Below are 17,565 nucleotides of genomic sequence, written 5' to 3'. Positions count from 1 at the left end.
TCGCGTTATTTAGTTTAAATGGTCGAAACCGGCGGAGCCGGATGCAGCGGCCCTTTGAACCACGAGAATGCGGCAAACCTGAACGCGGCCCGTTTTCAGCAGCTTCAGGGCACCCTGTCAATCAGCTTCGGGATCCGGCGGGCGAGCGTCGGGCGTGCTGGAGAATGCCTCGCGCTGTCGGTGCTGCCAATCGGCAGTGACGCTTAGTCGCCACGAACGCCTTCGGCGTTAATCACCGTAATACCACAACGACACCACACTCCCGTCAAAGTCCGCCGTACCATTGGCGGCTCACTTCTTCAGGTTTTCAGGAGGTAAAATGTCTATCGAACTGGACGCTACTACCTATATACACGCCAAACCGGCGACCGCCCATTCCTATATTCTGCCGGCCGTTGTCGATGTTCTCGAGAACAGTTTCCAGGAGGCAAAAGAAACGGCGGTCTTCGACCTCGGTTGCGGCACCGGCGGTGCTGCCGCCGTGCTTGCGGAAAAAGGGTATGACGTCGTCGGCGTCGATCCCTCGAAGGACGGCATCGCCAAAGCGAGAACGGCCCACCCCGATCTTCCACTGGAAATCGGTTCCGGTTACGAAGATCTTTCCAGCCGGTATGGGACCTTCGATGCGGTGATCAGCCTTGAAGTGGTGGAGCATGTCTATGATCCCAAGGCTTTCTCGACGACTATTTTCGACCTGGTGAAGCCTGGCGGCATCGCGGTCGTATCGACGCCCTTCCACGGCTACTGGAAAAATCTGGCTTTGGCCGTGAGCGGAAAGATGGACGACCATTTTATGCCTCTGAAGGACCATGGTCATATCAAATTCTGGTCTCCCGGAACGCTCAGCACGCTGCTTGTCGAAACAGGCTTCGAAGACGTCGACTTCGAATATGTCGGGAGAATTCCGCTGCTGGCGAAATCGATGATCGCGATCGCTCAGAAACCGCACTGAAGGCGGCCGAAGACCCACCACCCTTTGCAATAGCGGCGCTACGGCTCGTCTGCAACATGAACAAATGACATCTTCGTTCGGGACGTTCGGCTCCCGTTTCAGCATTTCTGCCAATGCCTCGTTCCGTTTCCCGCCGCTAGCGGGACGAAGAAAACTGACATTCTGACTGGGATTTCAAGGGGATAAATGGTCGGGGCGACTGGACTCGAACCAGCGACCCCTTGACCCCCAGTCAAGTGCGCTACCGGGCTGCGCTACGCCCCGACCTGCCGAAACGGCTTGCTTCGTTTAGTTTTTCAGCGCGTGCAATGCAAGCGGAAAAACCTTGCCTCCAACAAAAAGGAGGTGGTTTGCGCGAATGGTCAGATCGCCGCGAGCTTCAGCCGGCCTTCGGCGGTCTGGCGGGGCTGCCATGCCTGGTAGTTGGCGATCGAAAAATGCGGTGTTTCGAAGGGCGTGGCGTGGGTTTCGGTGATGACGGTGACGTCGGCGCCGGCGGCCTCGCCGGCGAGGATGCCGGCGACCGCATCTTCGAAGACCAGGCAATTTTTCGGATCGACACCGAGGCGGCTTGCGCCGAGCAGATAACCTTCGGGGCTGGGCTTGCCTGATTTGACCTCCTGGCCGCTGACGATGACCCTCGGCATCGGGATGCCGGCGGCGGCCATGCGGCGCCTGGCGAGCTCGATCGGCGCCGAAGTGACGATTGCCCACCGGCCCTCAGCGATGGCGGAGAGGAAGCGGACGGCGCCGGGGATCTCGACGATGCCGGAGACATCCTCCATTTCCTCGGCGAGCAGCAGATCCGCCTCATGGGCAGGATCGACGCCGGGCAGGCCGAGCCCGCGGATCACATCGGAGGCGCGGATGCCGTGGATCGTCTTCAGGAAGACCTCCGGCTCGAAGCCGTGGCGTCTTGCCCATTCACTCCAGACGCGTTCGACGACGGCAATGGAATTCAGCAGAGTTCCGTCCATGTCGAAAAGGAAGGCGTCATAGGTTCTGTCGAGGATGTCATGGAGAGCGGGCACGGCTTTTCCTTGCAAACATGAGGCCGGGGCGGCCGTTGCGCAGGCGAGTAGCGGAGAGCGGAAGCGGCGTCAACGTCAGTTGTTGGTGTCCGGGTGGGTGACGCTACGGACGTCGGCCAGACCGCGGGCGGCGTCGCGGCTGCCGGTCGCGGCAGCGGCTTCGAAGATACGGGTCGCATCGCCGTACATTTTGAGATTGAGGTAGCAGTAGCCGCGCAGAACCATCAAGTCGATGCGCTCCTGCTGCAACTGGGCGCGCTGATCGAGATAGATGAGGGTTTCGCGGTAACGTCCGGCGTCGAAGGCTGAAAGCGCACGGTCGGCGAGGATCGCCACCTGAAGCTCGGCGGCGCGCTGGCGGTTCTGCGGCGCCTTGGTGGCCGCGACGGCGGCATTGCCGGAGAGGCCGGCGCGGAGATAGGCAAGGCTCTGGCCGTAGGCTGCGTCTTCGCGGATCTTGCGGGCCGGGCTCTGCAATGCCGCCTCGAAGGCCGAGATTGCCTCCATCGGCCGGTTGATATCCATCAGGCACCAGCCGCGCGATAGCGCGTCGGCCGGCTTAAGCTGCCCCGCATCGATTGTCGTCGAGCAGCCGCGCGTCTGGCGCGGGCCGCGCGGGACGGTCACCTTCTCCATCGCCGGTCTTGCCGCGCGAACGACCACTTCCGCACCCGGCTGCAGGGTCACGCGGCGCTCCGCCGGAAGCGGCTCGGCCGGGGGACGCTGCGTCGGTTGAGCCGGTTGCTGTGCGGCAAGCGCCCCCTTTTCCGGCGGCGGCGTGACGGCATTCGGCGTCAAGGAGGACGTGTCTTCGAGATTGGTGATCCGGCTCGACCGGCCGGCCCAGGCGCGCTGGAGGTCGAGCACGCTCTTGCGGTCGCTCAGTTGCTCGCGGGTGATGACAAGGCCATAGGCGGACGGTTCGTCATCGGGTTTCCAGGCAAGCGCCGTCTCGAACCAGCGCGCGGCGGTCTGGAACTGGTTGAGGGAGCGGGCATACCAGCCGAATTGCTGCGCCGTCGGCACATATTTCCGGGCGATGACCTCGGTGGCGATGCGGTGCAGCACGTCTTCGGCCAGATCGGCCGGCGGCTGCAACGCCATCAGGTTGGCGGTCGCGGCGAGATAGGTTGATGTCGCGTCGTCGGAATCGGCGCGCCAGCGGAACATCACCTCTTCGGCTTCCTTAGGCGCCTTGCGGGCGATCAGTGCCAGCGCCAGCCCCTGCGAAGCGGCCGCCGAATCTTGCTTGGCTCGGGCGGCACGGAACCATTTCTCGGCATCGGCATCATTGTTGCGGCGAAGCTGGTACCAGCCGAGCAGCAGCGCATCGGAGGCAAGCCCCTCCGTCTCGGCGAGTTTTTCGAGGCGGGCGATATAATCGGTCGCGATGGCGAGATTCGGATCGTCATCGCCCTCGGCCATGAAGCGTCGGGCGAGGTTGTCGCGGATCGCATCGAATTCCTTGCTGCCGTCGGCAGCAGGCCTTTCCAGCGCGAGCAGCGCCTGCATCGGCTGGTAGGCAAGCAGCGTCGAAGCCTTCTCGACCGTCGCCTGCCGCTCGGCCGGATTGGTGCAGTTCTTCAGTATATAAGTGTAGGCGTCCTGGCCGCGCTGCGCCCTCTCCGTCTGGATGAAGGCTTCAGCGACGCGCCAGAGAACATCGACCTCGCTGCAGGTGAGCAGGCTCGGTGTTGCAGCAGCGATATCGACCACAGTCGCATATTGCTTGAGGTCCGAAGCATTGACGAGGCGGGCACGGCCCTCGGCGACGTCAAGCCGGTCGAGCAGATCGGCCGGCGGTTGCCATCCGGCATCGGCTGCCTGGCGGTCGGCGACGGCCTTGCGCAGCTCCGCATAGCGGCCATCCGAATAGAGCTGCCACATGGCCTCGAGCTGCTTGTCGCCATTCTGCGGCACGGCGAGCGGATCGGCCGGCGGAACCCAGTTCGGGTAGAGCGCCTGAAGACGGGAGATTTCGGCCTGCAGGCGCACTTTGTCGCCGCGGCTGGCGAAATAACGAAGTGCACTTTCATCGACGGCAGGCTGCGGCGCCGCGGCCGCCTGCTGTGGTGCCGGCGGCTCGGAAACGATGGGGGGGGTGACTGGTGCCGGCTGGGCGACCGTCTGAGCCGGCGGAGCAGCCGTCTGAGGTGCAGCAGGCTGCGATGCGGCGGCATCCGGCTCGGACGTGTCCGGTGCTGGCGGCGGGGAAGTGATCGCCTCTATCTTCTCGGCGACGAGTTGCGCATTGAATTCGGGATTGCCGGCAGGACCATCTGTCGGCTTGATGCGGCCCATCATCATCAGCTCCGGCGCCGGCTTGCCGGCAGACGCGAGGCCGAATTTTTCCTGCAGAGCGGCACGATCTTTCAGCCCGGTGACGAGGGTCGCCACCACGATTGCCGCTGAAATCGCCACGAGAGAAGACTTCACAGACACTCCGGATGCTTCTCCCCAATATAGGCCAGCCCCAGCAGCTGAAGCGTGGACGGATAATAGAGTGCGGGCGCAAATTGCAGGGCCGAGCCCGGCAGCTTGGTCCCATCGACTACACAGGCCACAACATCGTTAACAATTCTATAACCGGGATCCGACAACACGGTCTTCGGCCGGCCGGTGGTCAGATCGATGGTGGCGGGAACGCCGTCTTGCGACATACCCTCGCGCAGATGGGTCAGCAGCGCCTTGTCGGTGACGCCGCCACGAACGAGATAGAGCGGAATGCGGATGGCATTATAGGCAAATTCCGCATCGAAACCTTCGGCCGGCTGCGGCTGGCCGTTGAGACTCACCCATTCGGCGGGAAGTTTGCGCGGGCCGAACTGCATCGTCTTCAACAGCGTTAGACCATCGTCCGACAGTTTTTGCCAGGCATCCGACGGCGCGAGTGCCGCCATCACCGGGATCGCCTCGTAAATCCAGTAGGACGGGTTGACGACCGGACCGTCGTCGCGGTCGGTGGCGGCAAAACCCTCACTCCCCGGCAACAGGAGTGTGTGGCCGGACGCGTGCACGACGGTTTCCGCAAGCAGCGCCTGCGCCATGCGGGAGGCGGCGAGGATATAGTCGTTGCGTTTCCACGCCGTGCCGGCAAGCGCCAGTGCGTAGGCGATCAGCATGTCGCCGTCCGAGGCGTTGTTGGTGTCGGTGACGTGCGGCTTGACGTTCGGATCCCACTTCCAGACGGCCAGGCCATCGTCGCGCAGCAGCAGCTCGGTTCGGGTAAAATACCAGATCTGTTCGAAATCGGCGGGGCTGGCTGCGAGATAGGCGAGCAGCATGCCATAGCCCTGCCCTTCGCTGTGGCTGATATTGCCGTTGCCGTTATCGATGATGCGGCCGGTCGCATCGAGAAATTTCGTCTTGTAGGCCGACCATGCGCCGGCATTGATCATCGGCTGCTGGGCGACGGCGGGCTGGCCTGCAGGGGCAAGCGCGACCGTTGCCGCCAGCAGGAGTGCGCGCCACCGCCTCATTTGGACCGGCCCAGTTTTCTGAGCATGCTCGAAGTGGTGATCCCGATCAGCAACAGGAAGACGACCAGCAGGAAGGCGTAGGAGAGGATATTCGTCGACAGCCAGTTGGCGGCGATCAGGCGGTAATTGGCGATCGACCAGGGGGTGGACGGCACGAAATCGAAACGGGTGACGGGCACGGTTTCGATCTTGCCTGTCTTGCTCGAATAGGTGGTGATGTGGCCCGATATCTGCGGCCAGTTCAGCTGCGTGGTCAGAACCTCGAGCCCTTCGCGCAAATCCTTCGCCGACGGCGCCGCCACCACGGTCCATGCGCCGGCTCCGGCGGGGCTGGAGCCCTGTGCAACCAGCAGCGTGTCGGCGTTGGCCGGCGTGAAAATCTGCTCGGCGCCGGGGATGAATTGCAGCGAGCTGCGGGAGATATCGAAATTGCGCGACAGCCACTCGCGGAAGGCGGTGACCCGGTTATGCAAGACACCGCCGCTGACCTTGGAGTTCCACTCCTCGAAGGCCGTACCGGTATCGACGACGTCCGGCTGCGTATCCGCCACTGGACGCCACGAGGCCTGGCTCGTCGTGGAGATATTGGTCTGCGACAGCGCCGTTGTCGGCATCTGCGAGATGGAGCCGATGAAGATTGCATCACGATCGCCGATCGTATTCGGCGAGGCGACAGTTTCGACGGCGATCGGATGGCCGGCGGTGATCGCCATCTGGCCGAGCAGCGTCGCGGCTGCCGAAAGCGTGTCGGCATCGATGCGGTCGATGAAAAGCGGCGTCGGTTCCGTGGCCCGGCCATAGGGATAGGCGGTGCCGGCCATTGCGGCCAGGTTCGGACGCTGACCGACGCGGGCGAAATCCGGAATCTGCAGCTCGGACGTATCGAACAGAGCAAAGCGCGGGGTCGCGCCGGCGGTCGCGCCCGGCGCGCAAGCCGCATCGTCCTTGGTCATCAGGATCGCCTCGATCGCCACCGAATTGAGACCGGGCTTGAAGTGCCGCATCGTCACGCGGATCGGCAGATGACGGAGAATGCCGCCTGATGTCGTGGTGATCGGCACGGTGGAGGCGATGTTGTCGTTGACGTAGATATCGATGTGGCTGCCGGGCAGCACGTTGTCGGTATAGGCGGCGTCGAGCAGCACCTTCGCCTCACCATAGGCATTGGCATAAAAATCGGCCGGCACGGCGATATTGAAGCTGGTCCGCAACCGCCGGCCGGAGAATTCGGTGGTTTTCACGCCGAGCTGCGACAGGGCGATATTCGTATCGGAAAAGACCAGCGGCGCGTTCGGCGCGCTCCAGCGCTCGGTGGTCAGCACGTCGCGGCGAACATCCGAGGACCGGTCTGTCGGTGAGACGATGGTATCGATCGCCGAGGAGACCGCCTGCCAGGAGGGGCCGCTGATCAGAAGTACCGGCGAGCCACTGCGCGGATCGGTGACGAAAGCGGCGAGTGCTGCACTTTCGGCGCCGGGCGGCAGGCCGGGAAAGAGCGGCCGCAGTTCCGCTGCAGTACCGACGAGCACACTGAGCTTGCCGGGCCCGCCGGCCGGAAGCGAAGCGGTGCTGAAGGCGAAGATCTGGTTCGGCATGCTGCTCAGCACCGACAGGCCCTGCGCCAGCCGTAACAGCGGCTTGGTGGTTCCCGGCTGCTCCAGCGCCGGGACAACGATGTCGAACTCCGTCTTGCCGGCACCGTCGACGCCGATGGCGCGGATTGCGTCGGCGCTCGATAGCTGGGCGGCGTCCCTGCCGGCAAAGCTCAGATAGGTTCCGGCCGGATCGATATTCGACCAGAGTTCATAAGTGGATTGGATGCTGCAATCGGTGCGGTGACGCTGATCGGCTTCGAAGGTGACGAGATTGGCGCCCGGCTGCAGCAGACCGGGCGGAACCTCGAACGTGACGGTCGACGGACCATCCGGCGAGCCGACGCGCTGCTGGCCGATCGGGCGATTGTTGAGATAGACGGTCAGCGCTGAGGCCTCAGGCGCGACGACGATCGAATTCTGGTAGGCGAAGGTGAAGCTTGCCTTGGCCGCCGCCTGCTCCGGCGTCAGATAGACCGACCATGACCGGCGGTCGTATTCGCCGCCGAGACCGAGTTTCGAAAACGGCACGACGAAGCGACGGACATCGCCGGGACGCGGCGGCGCAACGCTATTTGCTGCTGCGGCAGGCTGGGGCGCAGGCCTCGCCGGCTGCGGTTGGGCGGCGACCGCCGGAGGAACAGGGGTAGGAACGGGACCAGGAGCAGCCGGGGTTGCAGGTGAGGGTATGACGGAAACCGGAGGCGTGACGGGAACCGGCGCAGGGGCTGGGGACGGCGTGGGCGACGTCAATCTTGGGGTAACGGACGCACCGGGCGGCCGCTCGCCGGACATGTCGAAGGGCGCCGTCTGCGCCTGGGCAAAGGCGGAGGCATTCAGCAGGAGAAGCGAGGCGGCGACGATCCTTCTCATCCGGCGTTGACCTTTGCCGCCTGCTGCTGGGCTTCTCGCTCCGGCCGCATGCTGCGGAAGAAGTAAACGAGGCCGCGGCTCGTCTGGTAGAACGACATGCCGAGAAACCAAATGGTGCCGCGGATCAGGCCCGGATTGCGGCGGCGCGAGGCCTGGAACTCTGTCCACTGATCGGAATTGGCAAACATCAGGTCGGCGATCAGGCGATGGTCAAGCGCGCTTTTCGGAACGTATTGACAGCCGACATTGCTGATGTCGCCCGACGGCTCGATATTGCGGACGATGAGCGGCAGGGTTTCCAGATCCGCGCCGCTATAAGGCCGGAAGCGGATTTCGCCGACGGCGCCGACCAGCATCTCGTCGAGCTGCTTGTTGAAGATGTGAAGCCTCGCGCCGTGGACGGAGACGTCCTCGATCGAGGCCGTGTACCATTTACCGTTGGCGCCGAATTCGCAGCGCCGGTTGACCCGGACGCGACGGGACGAGGCGCGCTCGCCGCGCTCCGACACGACACCCAGCGCGCAGCCGGCCATGATCAGGTTGATGACATTCCATCCGCCGACGACGAGCGTGACGTCGGCCTTATAGGGCTCGGCGTAGATCTTGTAGATGGTGATGACGAGCGCGACGATCTGCACCGCAAAGATGACGAAGAACGGACGGCTGATTTCCGACAGACGGCTGACGGCGATCGATTCGTCCTTGGCGGTGACCTTGAAGGTCGGCTTCCTCGGATTGAGCATGACGGAAACGACGGCCGGCAGCAGATGTACGGTCTGGACATATTCGTAGAGCTCGGAAATCCAGGGCCAGCGGAACGACCCGTAAAGGTAGTTCTGCATCATCAGGTTCACCAGCATATAGGCCAGCGTATAGGCGAGGAACTCACCGCCCGAGGCGGTGAAGATTTCCAGATCGAAGAACAGATAGAAGAGCGGCGCAAACAGGAAGATCGTGCGCGGGAACGGGAAGAGCCAGAAAAGCGTGGAGGACATGTAGCAGAAGCGCTGCGGGATCGTCAGGCCGCGCTTCAGAAGCGGAAAGCGGAAGCGCAGGATCTGCATCATGCCCTGCGCCCAGCGGCTGCGCTGGCCGATGAAGCTTGCAAAGGTGGCTGGCTGCAGGCCGGCGATCAGCGGCTTGTCGACATAGATGCTGTTCCAACCGCTGCCGTGGAGCGCCAGCGCCGTCTCGCAATCCTCGGTGATGCTGATGCCGCTGAAACCGTTCTGCGATTCGAGCGCCTTGCGGCTCAAAACCGCGGCCGAGCCGCAGAAGAAGGCGGCGTTCCATTTATCGAGACCGCGCTGGATGATGCCATAGAACATCTCGTTCTCGCTCGGCATCTTGTCGAAGGTGCGCAGGTTGCGCTCAAGCGGATCGGGATTGATGAAGAAGTGCGGGGTCTGGACGAGGAAGAGCTTCGGATCGTCTTCGAAGTAACCGACGGTCTCGAGCAGGAAATCGCGGGCCGGCGCGTGGTCGGCATCGAAGACGGCGATGAGTTCGCCGGTCGAATGTTTCATGCCGTTGTTGAGATTGCCGGCCTTGGCGTGCTCGTTGCGGTCGCGCGTGAGGTAATGGACATCGAGATCGTCGCAGAGCTGCTTCAGCTCGATATGGCGGGCGGCGGCGGCCTGGGCTTCGAGCAGCTTGCCGGAATTGCGCTTCTGCAAGGTGGCGCCGTCGTCGAGCAGCCAGACATGCAGCTTCTCGGCCGGATAATCCATGGCCTTGGCGGCGGCCAGCGTGTTTCCCAGCAGGCCGGCATCCTCATTGTAGGATGGCACGAAGACGTCGACATGAGGGAAACGCTCATTCTTGGCGGCACGCGAGGGGCGCGACGGCAGCGGCGTCGCGACGATGAACAGGCTGAGCGCCAGCATCGCGACGCTATACATTTCGGCAAGATAGAGCAGCAGGCCGGGAATGAAATTTTCCAGCTGATTCACAGGCGGCAGCGTATTGGTGGTGCGCCAGTAGACATAGCGCAGCACGATCGACGTGCCGAAGGCGAGCGCCACCAGGCGCCACGTCCCCTCGCCCTTCAGAATCTTGATCAGCGCCATCACAGTCACGACCGTGATGCTGGTGATGAGCTGGGTCTGCAGGTTGACCGGCAGCGTGATCAGCACGATCATGCAGAGCGAAACCACGGCCCATATGATGACACTGCGGGCTTTGCGCATCGACGTTCCTTCGAAATTGCTCAACCGGGGCACCATCTGGCGCCCGCGGGCATGCTCACTAGAACAGGATGATTTTTGGGCCGGGTCGGCCCAAAATCTGAATCCTGTTCTAAATTAAAGAGTTAGAGCATGATGTCGTCCGAAACCGCTCACACTTTTCGGCATCATGCTCTATCTCCGGCAGGCGGCCGTCATGGCCGCATCGCCTATGCAGTCCGGCGAAGGCACGGTAACGCCGATCGCCCTTACCGATTGTTCGATTGGCGCAGCGGCCGCAGCCGGCCTTGCGTTCGTCTGTGGCGGCTCGCCCGGCAGCGGCACGCGCGGGCCGATGGGTGCCGGCACCGCTGCCACACCTTGAGCCGGTTGCGCGGCCGAGGCGCTGCGAACGGCAGCGGCCCGCGGCCGGCTGACAATGGCAGGCGCCGGCTCGTAGCCGATCGGCATCGGGCTGGCGCGGTAACCGCCCTCGTCGGGATAGATCGGCACGCCGGTGCGCCCGAGTGCAGCATCGGCGGGCGGCGGATTGCCGTAAGGGTTCCAGATCTCGCCGTCGAAGGTGCCGGTGACGGTGTAGCCATAGACGATGCCAAGCAGCTGGCGCTCGCTCGCTCTCGCATCGCAAAGGCGCAGGCGCAGCTGAATCATGCCGAAATTACGCGCCTGGGTATTGGCGTTGGTGCTCGAGCGGATCTGCTGCCAGGCATAGACGCAGGTGTCGCCGCCACGGCTGCGGCCGGAGGCATAACCGAAGGGACCATAGGCGTTCTGCAGGAAGGTCGCCGACGTCGCCATCGGCACGCCGGGGGCCGAACGGGCCACCTCGCGGGCAATGCCGCTCTCAGTGATCTTGCTGAAGCCGGCATTGCCGGCGCCGGGATTGGCCCCCGAAGCGCCGAAGAACTGGACCTTCAGGGAATTCTGACCGGGCACGGAGGATGAGGTAAACAGCGAGATCGTCTGCTCGACGCCGTTGCCGCGCTTGCGCTCGACGACGCTGACGATCGACGGGCCGCCCGGCGGCGGCAGCACCAGCGCCTTTTCAGGCGCCACGGTTTCCGGCGCTGAAGGCTGGCGCACATTGCCCGTCGATGTGCAGCCGGCCATCATGCCCGCCATGGCCACCAGCAATATCGTCTTTCGCAAGCGCATGTCTCGAGCCGCCGCAATCGTCTTTCTAGAGATCCATTCGCAAGCCGAAACGCGACGGATCGTCGAATCAACGACCGGTTGGTCGTCCGTTCAGAATAAACGTCCAACATGGTTAGCGAAAAGTAAACAAGCGAGCTCTAACATCACCATCTGCACTCTTTTCGAAACGCTGTTCAGACAGCTCAACCGTATGATGCAAAAATTAATTTAGTAACAACTAAATGCTCTCATTGCGTCTGTTACCGCTGTCGCGAAAAGCCCGCGGGGAACTATGCCGCATGGCTCGCGTTGCCTTGATGTCTCAGGTAGGAAAAGGAGAAATCCCATGCGCAAGACCATGCTGGCTGCGGCCGCCATGCTGACCATCAGCTCCGCCGCCTTCGCGCAGAGCACCGTCATCGTCACCGATCCCGCACCGACCGGCTCCGTCGTATTACCCGGCGAGGTGCGCACCTATGTGATGGAGCAAAACACACCTTCCGTCGTCTATGAAGGCGATATCGCGGTCGGCGCGACGCTGCCCGATACCGTCGAAGTGCATACCGTGCCTGATATCGACGGCTACGGCTATACCGTCGTCAACGAGCGGCGCGTGATCGTCGAGCCGAAGACGCATCGCATAATCCAGGTCCTGGAATAACGCGGACAGAGAATTGCGGACGTGGGGCCGTATTCCGGCTTCACGTCCGCTCGTCTCCCACCCTCACCGCGACATTCAGAAGTTCGCGGATCTTATGAGCGAGCTGCTCCAGGCTGAAGGGCTTGGCAAGCAGGGAAACGCCGTGATCGAGCACACCATTATGGACGATGGCGTTGCGGGTGTAGCCCGTCGTGTAGAGTATCCGGATCGCCGGCCATTTTTCCTGGACGATATCGGCAAGCTGGCGTCCGCTCATCTGCGGCATGACGATATCTGTGAAGATCAGGTCGACTGCCGCGTTCTGCTCCAGAAGCATAAGTGCCTCCATGCCGCTAGCCGCCTGCAACACTGTGTAACCGAGTTCATGCAGGCTTTCGGCGGTCATGGTGCGGACGTTCTCATCGTCCTCCACCACCAGGATCGTATCTTTGACGCTGCCCTGAGGAAGCGGCTGGGCGCCGGCGACGTTCAACCGGGCATCCGCCGTGCCGACATGACGGGGGAGATAGATCTTCAACGTCGTACCCCTGTCGATCTCTGAATAGATCTTGATGTGGCCGCCGCTCTGCTTGATGTAGCCATAGACCTGGCTGAGGCCGAGACCTGTGCCTTTGCCGGGTCCCTTGGTCGTGTAGAACGGGTCGAAGGCGCGGTCGATCACCTCCGGCGACATGCCGGTGCCGGTGTCGGTGATGCTGATCATCACATATTGGCCTGCCTCGACCTCCGAATGCATGCGCGAATATCGCTCGTCGAGTTCGGTATTGGCGGTCTCGATCGTCAGATTTCCACCGCCCGGCATGGCATCGCGAGCGTTGACGGCAAGGTTCAGGATGGCATTCTCGAGCTGGCTCAAATCGGCAAAGCTCGGCCAGAGACCGCCGGCAAGCACGGTCTCGATCCGGATGTGCTCGCCGAGCGTGCGCCGCAGCAGCTCCGACATGCCGCCGACCAGCTTGTTGAGGTCGATCACCTCCGGGGCGAGCGGCTGCTGGCGCGAGAAGGCGAGAAGACGCGCGGTCAGCACCGCCGCCCTCTGCGCACCATCTCTGGCGTTCTGGATGGAGTATAGCAGGCGGGGATCCTCGCTGCCGGTCAGGCGCCGCTGGGCGAGATCGAGATTGCCGATGATGATTGCCAGCATGTTGTTGAAATCGTGGGCGACGCCGCCGGTCAGCTGGCCGATCGTCTCCATCTTTTGCAACTGGCGGACCTGCGCCTGAGCGGCGGCATTCTCTTCCATCTCGTGCCTGAGCTCGGCAGTGCGCTGGACCACTGTCTGTTCGAGGCGCGTGTTGAAGCTGTTGAGCTCGTTGCGAAGGCGGCTCTGCCTGCCGTGGGCGATGATGATCATCTCCATCAGGCCGACGATGATCACGGCATTGATGAGATAGGTGGAAAGGCCGACCCATTGGCCGGCGGTGGCCGGCCAGAAAACATTGTGCGGCTCGACGAAAAACTGCTGGACAATGAAACCGGCAACCAAGGTCGCGACAAAGCCCGGCCCGGCGCCGCCTATGAAACTCGCGAGCAATATCGCCGGAAGGAAGCTCAGGAAGGGAAATCCGGAGAGAGTGTCGCTGGCGGCAAACCTTAGAAGAAACGTCAGACCAACGAAGGCAATGGCCAGCGGATATGTATAACCCGGCCTGTGACGCAGCCAATCCGTGGCACTCAGCAAATCCATTCGACACCCCTTCTTACAGCGCCGCGCATCTTTTCGAGAGCGGCAAAAGACGCTGCAACACTTTGAATTGCTGCATAATTTTGTCCATAAATCGATTCCGATTTAAGGAATTATGCAGGAGCCGTTGCGGAGACGGCATTCCAGCTTTTGCACATCGAATTTCAACCGGCAATATGCTGTTTCTCGCACTGCCGGCCACGACGTCTTGACGAGCCGTGCAAGCAGTCCACATAAGCCTCCATGCCTAAAGCGTGTCGCAATCTTTCAGATTCGCTCCTTGCGCTTTAGGTCTTTGTTTTTACGCATGTCGTTATCGCAAAACCGCGGCACACTTTTGCGCGACATGCTTTAGCAAGGGGGCAATGGGTGAACCGGATCATGAAAGATATATTCATCGTCGAAGACGACGCGCTGATTGCCATGCTGCTCGAGGACATGCTAGCCGATCTGGGCTACCGGGTCTGCGCCAGCGCGCCCGACCTGGAACGGGCGCTGACAGCCGCCAGGGATACGGAGTTCGACGCTGCAATTCTCGATGTCTCGCTTGCCGGGCAGAGTTCGCTGCCGGTCGCAAAGCTGCTCGACGAACGCGGCAAACCCTATCTCTATGCGACGGGATACGGTACCGCACCTGATGGCAGCAGCCCAAGCACGCTGCCCGTGCTGCAAAAACCCTTCCAGCTCAGCGAACTCGAACAGGCGATGAAGCGGCTTACCGAAGCCTGACGTTCCTGTTCAGCGCACCTGATCGAGCAGGCGCTTGCATTCCAGGAGATCGTAGAGCGCCTCCTGCAGCAGAGCCCTGTCTTCCTTGCCAACGCTCGATTTGCCGATCGAGACTTCCTGCTCGTCGTCTCCGGCGACAAAATTGAAGAACCGGCGGGTGATCGGCGGCTTGGCGCGGCCGACGATCTGGTCTTCGTCGGCCATGCCGACGCGCGGTTCCCCGGCACCCATGTCCTGGACGCCCGACGCAAGCGCCTCGACGCTGGCGAGATCGCCATGACCGACGGATATGACGAACTTGTTGCCGTTGGTCTTCAGAAGCTTCTGCACACCCTTGATCGTATAGCCGTGATCATAGAGCAAATGCCGGATGCCCTTGAGGAGATCCACATCTTCCGGCCGATAGTAGCGACGGCCGCCGCCGCGCTTCATTGGCTTTATCTGGGGAAAACGCGTCTCCCAGAAGCGCAGCACGTGCTGCGGCAGATCAAGATCGTCTGCGACTTCGCTGATGGTGCGAAAGGCATCGGGGCTCTTGTCCAACGTCATACTGCTACGCGACCTCGCGGCTCGATCCTACGGCGACTCATCATATTTCAACGGTTTGGCGCCGACAATTCAAGTCATGTCTTGACGTTGCACACAAGGATGGAGAGTGCGAGGGAGAAAAAAAGCCGTTTCCGAAACGGGAAGCCGATTATCAGGGAGCCGGATTTAGCGGCTTCAGCTTGATCTTGCGAGCGACATGCGACTTGAGGATGCGTGTCTTCAACACGTTCGACGCCTTGAAGGTCATGACCCGGCGGGGGGAAATCGGAACCTCCTCGCCGGTCTTCGGGTTGCGGCCGATCCGCTCGTTCTTGTCGCGCACCTGGAAAGTGGCGAAGGAGGAAAGCTTGACGGTTTCACCACGCACGATGGCGTTGCAGATCTCGTCGATGACGGTTTCCACAAGTTCGGCAGATTCGGTCCGGGAAAGCCCAACCTTTCGGAAAACGGATTCCGCCAGGTCTGCTCGCGTCACTGTTTTTCCGGTCATGGTTTCCCCGCCCATACAAATATTTTGTGAAATCGCACGAAGAGTATTTGTCTTGCGCCTTACGGTCAAGCTCTTGTTCGCCGCCAGTTTTTTAGGATTCGTGCCTACCAGCGCAGCAGAACCGCACCCCAGGTAAAGCCGCCGCCCATCGCTTCGAGCATCACCAGGTCGCCCTTCTTGATGCGGCCGTCGCCGGCAGCGGTCGCAAGTGCCAACGGGATCGAGGCGGCCGACGTGTTGCCGTGCAGGTCGACGGTGATGACGACCTTCGCGGCATCGATGTTCAGCTTCTTCGCCGAACCGTCGATGATGCGGCGATTGGCCTGGTGCGGCACCAACCAGTCGAGGTCATCGGCGGTGGTGCCGGTCGAATCGAATGCCGCCTGAATGACATCGGTGATCATGCCGACGGCATATTTGAAGACCTCGCGGCCTTCCATGCGCAGCTTGCCGACAGTGCCCGTCGTCGACGGTCCGCCGTCAACATAAAGCTTTTCCTTGTGCGAGCCGTCGGAACGCAGATGTGCGGTCAGCACGCCGCGATCGGCAGTGGTGCCCTCGCCTTCGGTCGCTTCGAGTATGATCGCGCCGGCGCCGTCGCCGAAAAGAACGCAGGTGGTGCGGTCGTTCCAGTCGAGAATGCGCGAAAAAGTTTCGGCGCCGATGACGAGAACGCGCTTGGCAAGCCCGCCGCGGATATAGGCATCCGCAGTCGTCACCGCATAGACGAAACCGGTGCAGACCGCCTGGACGTCGAAGGCGAAGCCGTGGCTCATGCCGAGCCGGTTCTGGATGTTGACCGACGTCGCCGGAAACGTGTTGTCCGGCGTCGAGGTGGCACAGATGACAAGATCGATATCGGCAGGCGTCAGGCCGCCATTGGCAAGCGCTGCGCGCGCAGCCGCCTCGCCGAGCGACGCCGTTGTTTCGTCATCGCCGGCGACATAACGCTGGCGGATACCGGTGCGCTGGACGATCCATTCGTCTGATGTATCGACGATGGCCTCCATGTCACGATTGGTCATCACGCGCTTCGGAAGTGCGGCTCCGAACCCGCGAACCACTGAACGGATCATCTTTGATTGAACCCCATCGCTCATGCCGCTTCCGGGCCCATCGGGGGCAGCCGCTTGGCATGATATTTCTTAAGATCGTTTTCTATTTTCTGATTGAGGCCGTTCTTGGCCATGTCGTAGCCGACCTCGATGGCGGCTGCGATGCCTTCGGCATTCGCCCCGCCATGGCTCTTGATGACGATGCCGTTCAGGCCGAGAAACACGCCGCCATTGACCTTGCTCGGATCGAGCTTTTCGCGAAGCATGTCGAAGGCGCTTTTGGCGAAGAGGTAGCCGATACGGGCGAGCAGCGTGCGCGACATGGCGGCACGCAGATATTCGCCGATCTGCTTGGCGGTGCCTTCGGCGGTCTTGAGCGCGATATTGCCGGAAAATCCTTCGGTGACGACGACGTCGACCGTGCCCTTGCCAAGGTCGTTGCCCTCGACGAAGCCGGAATATTCGAGCGAATCGATGTTCGCCTCACGCAACAGCCGGCCGGCCTCCTTGACCTCCTCCTGGCCCTTCATCTCCTCGACGCCGACGTTGAGAAGGCCGACCGTCGGACGTTCGACCTCGAAAAGCGCGCGCGCCATGGCGCCGCCCATCAGGGCAAAATCCATCAGCTGCTGCGCATCGGCGCCGATCGTCGCCCCGACATCGAGCACGATGCTCTCACCCTTCAGCGTCGGCCAGATCGCGGCGATCGCCGGACGCTCGATATTGGCCATGGTGCGCAGACAGAACTTCGCCATCGCCATCAGCGCGCCGGTATTGCCGGCCGAGACCGCGACATCGGCGTCACCCGTCTTCACCGCCGCGATCGAGCGCCACATGGTGGAGATGTAGCGGCCACGGCGCAGTGCCTGGCTCGGCTTCTCATCCATGGCGACGGCAAGCTCGCAGTCGTGAAAGATCGATTTTTCCCTGAGCTTCGGAAACTTGGCGAGAACCGGATCGCACTGTTCCTTGAGACCATAGAGAACGAAGGAAATATCCGGATGCCGATCCAACGCCTTGGCGGCGCCGGGGATGACAACCTGGGGACCAAAGTCGCCACCCATGAGGTCGAGAGATATTCTGATCACGCGTCCCTGATCCTTCTTTTCGCCGAGGGCGAAATTTCGGCCAAAATACCGGTTTTGGCGTC

The 17,565-nt window shown here is 62.1% G+C and carries 14 protein-coding genes and 1 tRNA gene; 3 read left to right on the top strand and 12 right to left on the bottom strand.

Annotated features, from left to right (window positions below; translation table 11 throughout):
* Positions 1-319 precede the first annotated feature (319 nt).
* A complete protein-coding gene (locus tag GR198_RS24720; protein ID WP_029872889.1) occupies positions 320-952 on the top strand; it encodes a class I SAM-dependent methyltransferase in 633 nt (210 codons plus the stop codon).
* Between the two features lie 187 nt (positions 953-1,139).
* Here GR198_RS24720 and GR198_RS24715 read toward each other — a convergent pair.
* The 7 genes from GR198_RS24715 to bcsN form a co-directional block, all read right to left on the bottom strand.
* Positions 1,140-1,216 (bottom strand) — tRNA-Pro (locus tag GR198_RS24715).
* 98 nt (positions 1,217-1,314) lie between these two features.
* Positions 1,315-1,983, bottom strand: a complete 669-nt coding sequence (locus GR198_RS24710) for an HAD family hydrolase (protein WP_029872890.1) — start codon at positions 1,981-1,983, stop codon at positions 1,315-1,317.
* Between the two features lie 75 nt (positions 1,984-2,058).
* Complete coding sequence (locus GR198_RS24705) at positions 2,059-4,419, bottom strand: cellulose synthase (protein WP_164069723.1); 2,361 nt, start codon at positions 4,417-4,419, stop codon at positions 2,059-2,061.
* Positions 4,416-5,462, bottom strand: a complete 1,047-nt coding sequence (locus GR198_RS24700; protein WP_029872892.1) for a glycosyl hydrolase family 8 — start codon at positions 5,460-5,462, stop codon at positions 4,416-4,418. The genes GR198_RS24705 and GR198_RS24700 overlap by 4 nt, the downstream gene beginning before the upstream one ends.
* Positions 5,459-7,927 carry a cellulose biosynthesis cyclic di-GMP-binding regulatory protein BcsB gene (locus GR198_RS24695; RefSeq protein ID WP_029872893.1) on the bottom strand — a complete coding sequence of 823 codons (2,469 nt, stop codon included), beginning with the start codon at positions 7,925-7,927 and terminating at the stop codon, positions 5,459-5,461. The genes GR198_RS24700 and GR198_RS24695 overlap by 4 nt, the downstream gene beginning before the upstream one ends.
* Positions 7,924-10,116, bottom strand: coding sequence for a UDP-forming cellulose synthase catalytic subunit (gene bcsA / locus GR198_RS24690; protein ID WP_029872894.1), 2,193 nt, complete (start codon positions 10,114-10,116; stop codon positions 7,924-7,926). The genes GR198_RS24695 and bcsA overlap by 4 nt, the downstream gene beginning before the upstream one ends.
* A 171-nt stretch (positions 10,117-10,287) precedes the next feature.
* Positions 10,288-11,268 carry a cellulose biosynthesis protein BcsN gene (gene bcsN, locus GR198_RS24685; protein WP_029872895.1) on the bottom strand — a complete coding sequence of 327 codons (981 nt, stop codon included), beginning with the start codon at positions 11,266-11,268 and terminating at the stop codon, positions 10,288-10,290.
* Between the two features lie 325 nt (positions 11,269-11,593).
* Between bcsN and GR198_RS24680 the strand changes: the two genes are divergently transcribed.
* A complete protein-coding gene (locus GR198_RS24680; RefSeq protein ID WP_029872896.1) occupies positions 11,594-11,908 on the top strand; it encodes a DUF1236 domain-containing protein in 315 nt (104 codons plus the stop codon).
* Between the two features lie 40 nt (positions 11,909-11,948).
* Here GR198_RS24680 and GR198_RS24675 read toward each other — a convergent pair whose 3' ends face one another.
* On the bottom strand, positions 11,949-13,595 hold the full coding sequence (locus GR198_RS24675) for an ATP-binding protein (RefSeq protein ID WP_029872897.1): 1,647 nt from the start codon (positions 13,593-13,595) through the stop codon (positions 11,949-11,951).
* A 378-nt stretch (positions 13,596-13,973) separates the two neighbouring features.
* Here GR198_RS24675 and GR198_RS24670 point away from each other — a divergent pair, with 378 nt between their 5' ends.
* Positions 13,974-14,321, top strand: a complete 348-nt coding sequence (locus GR198_RS24670) for a response regulator (protein WP_011651319.1) — start codon at positions 13,974-13,976, stop codon at positions 14,319-14,321.
* A 9-nt stretch (positions 14,322-14,330) separates the two neighbouring features.
* Here the strand turns inward: GR198_RS24670 and GR198_RS24665 are convergent, their stop codons facing one another.
* From GR198_RS24665 to plsX, 4 genes are all read right to left on the bottom strand, one after another.
* Positions 14,331-14,870, bottom strand: a complete 540-nt coding sequence (locus GR198_RS24665) for a MerR family transcriptional regulator (protein ID WP_020049428.1) — start codon at positions 14,868-14,870, stop codon at positions 14,331-14,333.
* 151 nt (positions 14,871-15,021) lie between these two features.
* A complete protein-coding gene (locus GR198_RS24660; RefSeq protein ID WP_003547228.1) occupies positions 15,022-15,360 on the bottom strand; it encodes an integration host factor subunit alpha in 339 nt (112 codons plus the stop codon).
* A gap of 104 nt (positions 15,361-15,464) precedes the next feature.
* A complete protein-coding gene (locus GR198_RS24655; RefSeq protein ID WP_029872898.1) occupies positions 15,465-16,436 on the bottom strand; it encodes a beta-ketoacyl-ACP synthase III in 972 nt (323 codons plus the stop codon).
* 20 nt (positions 16,437-16,456) lie between these two features.
* Positions 16,457-17,503 (bottom strand): phosphate acyltransferase PlsX, encoded by a 1,047-nt coding sequence (plsX, locus tag GR198_RS24650; protein ID WP_011651316.1) that lies wholly within the window; start codon positions 17,501-17,503, stop codon positions 16,457-16,459.
* Positions 17,504-17,565: the final 62 nt, after the last annotated feature.

Source organism: Rhizobium leguminosarum (genome assembly GCF_010668065.1).
Classification (GTDB): Bacteria; Pseudomonadota; Alphaproteobacteria; order Rhizobiales; family Rhizobiaceae; genus Rhizobium; species Rhizobium leguminosarum_S.
Note: the sequence above shows the minus strand (reverse complement) of the source record. Positions and strands in the feature narration are given on the sequence as shown.

Excerpts from the sequence above, each read along its gene's own strand:
- GR198_RS24720 (WP_029872889.1), top strand. The coding sequence starts at position 320 with ATGTCTATCGAACTGGACGCTACTACCTATATACACGCCAAACCGGCG.
- GR198_RS24700 (WP_029872892.1), bottom strand. The coding sequence starts at position 5,462 with ATGAGGCGGTGGCGCGCACTCCTGCTGGCGGCAACGGTCGCGCTTGCC.
- GR198_RS24695 (WP_029872893.1), bottom strand. The coding sequence starts at position 7,927 with ATGAGAAGGATCGTCGCCGCCTCGCTTCTCCTGCTGAATGCCTCCGCC.
- bcsA (WP_029872894.1), bottom strand. The coding sequence starts at position 10,116 with ATGCGCAAAGCCCGCAGTGTCATCATATGGGCCGTGGTTTCGCTCTGC.
- bcsN (WP_029872895.1), bottom strand. The coding sequence starts at position 11,268 with ATGCGCTTGCGAAAGACGATATTGCTGGTGGCCATGGCGGGCATGATG.
- GR198_RS24680 (WP_029872896.1), top strand. The coding sequence starts at position 11,594 with ATGCGCAAGACCATGCTGGCTGCGGCCGCCATGCTGACCATCAGCTCC.
- GR198_RS24675 (WP_029872897.1), bottom strand. The coding sequence starts at position 13,595 with ATGGATTTGCTGAGTGCCACGGATTGGCTGCGTCACAGGCCGGGTTAT.
- GR198_RS24670 (WP_011651319.1), top strand. The coding sequence starts at position 13,974 with ATGAAAGATATATTCATCGTCGAAGACGACGCGCTGATTGCCATGCTG.
- GR198_RS24665 (WP_020049428.1), bottom strand. The coding sequence starts at position 14,870 with ATGACGTTGGACAAGAGCCCCGATGCCTTTCGCACCATCAGCGAAGTC.
- GR198_RS24660 (WP_003547228.1), bottom strand. The coding sequence starts at position 15,360 with ATGACCGGAAAAACAGTGACGCGAGCAGACCTGGCGGAATCCGTTTTC.
- GR198_RS24655 (WP_029872898.1), bottom strand. The coding sequence starts at position 16,436 with ATGATCCGTTCAGTGGTTCGCGGGTTCGGAGCCGCACTTCCGAAGCGC.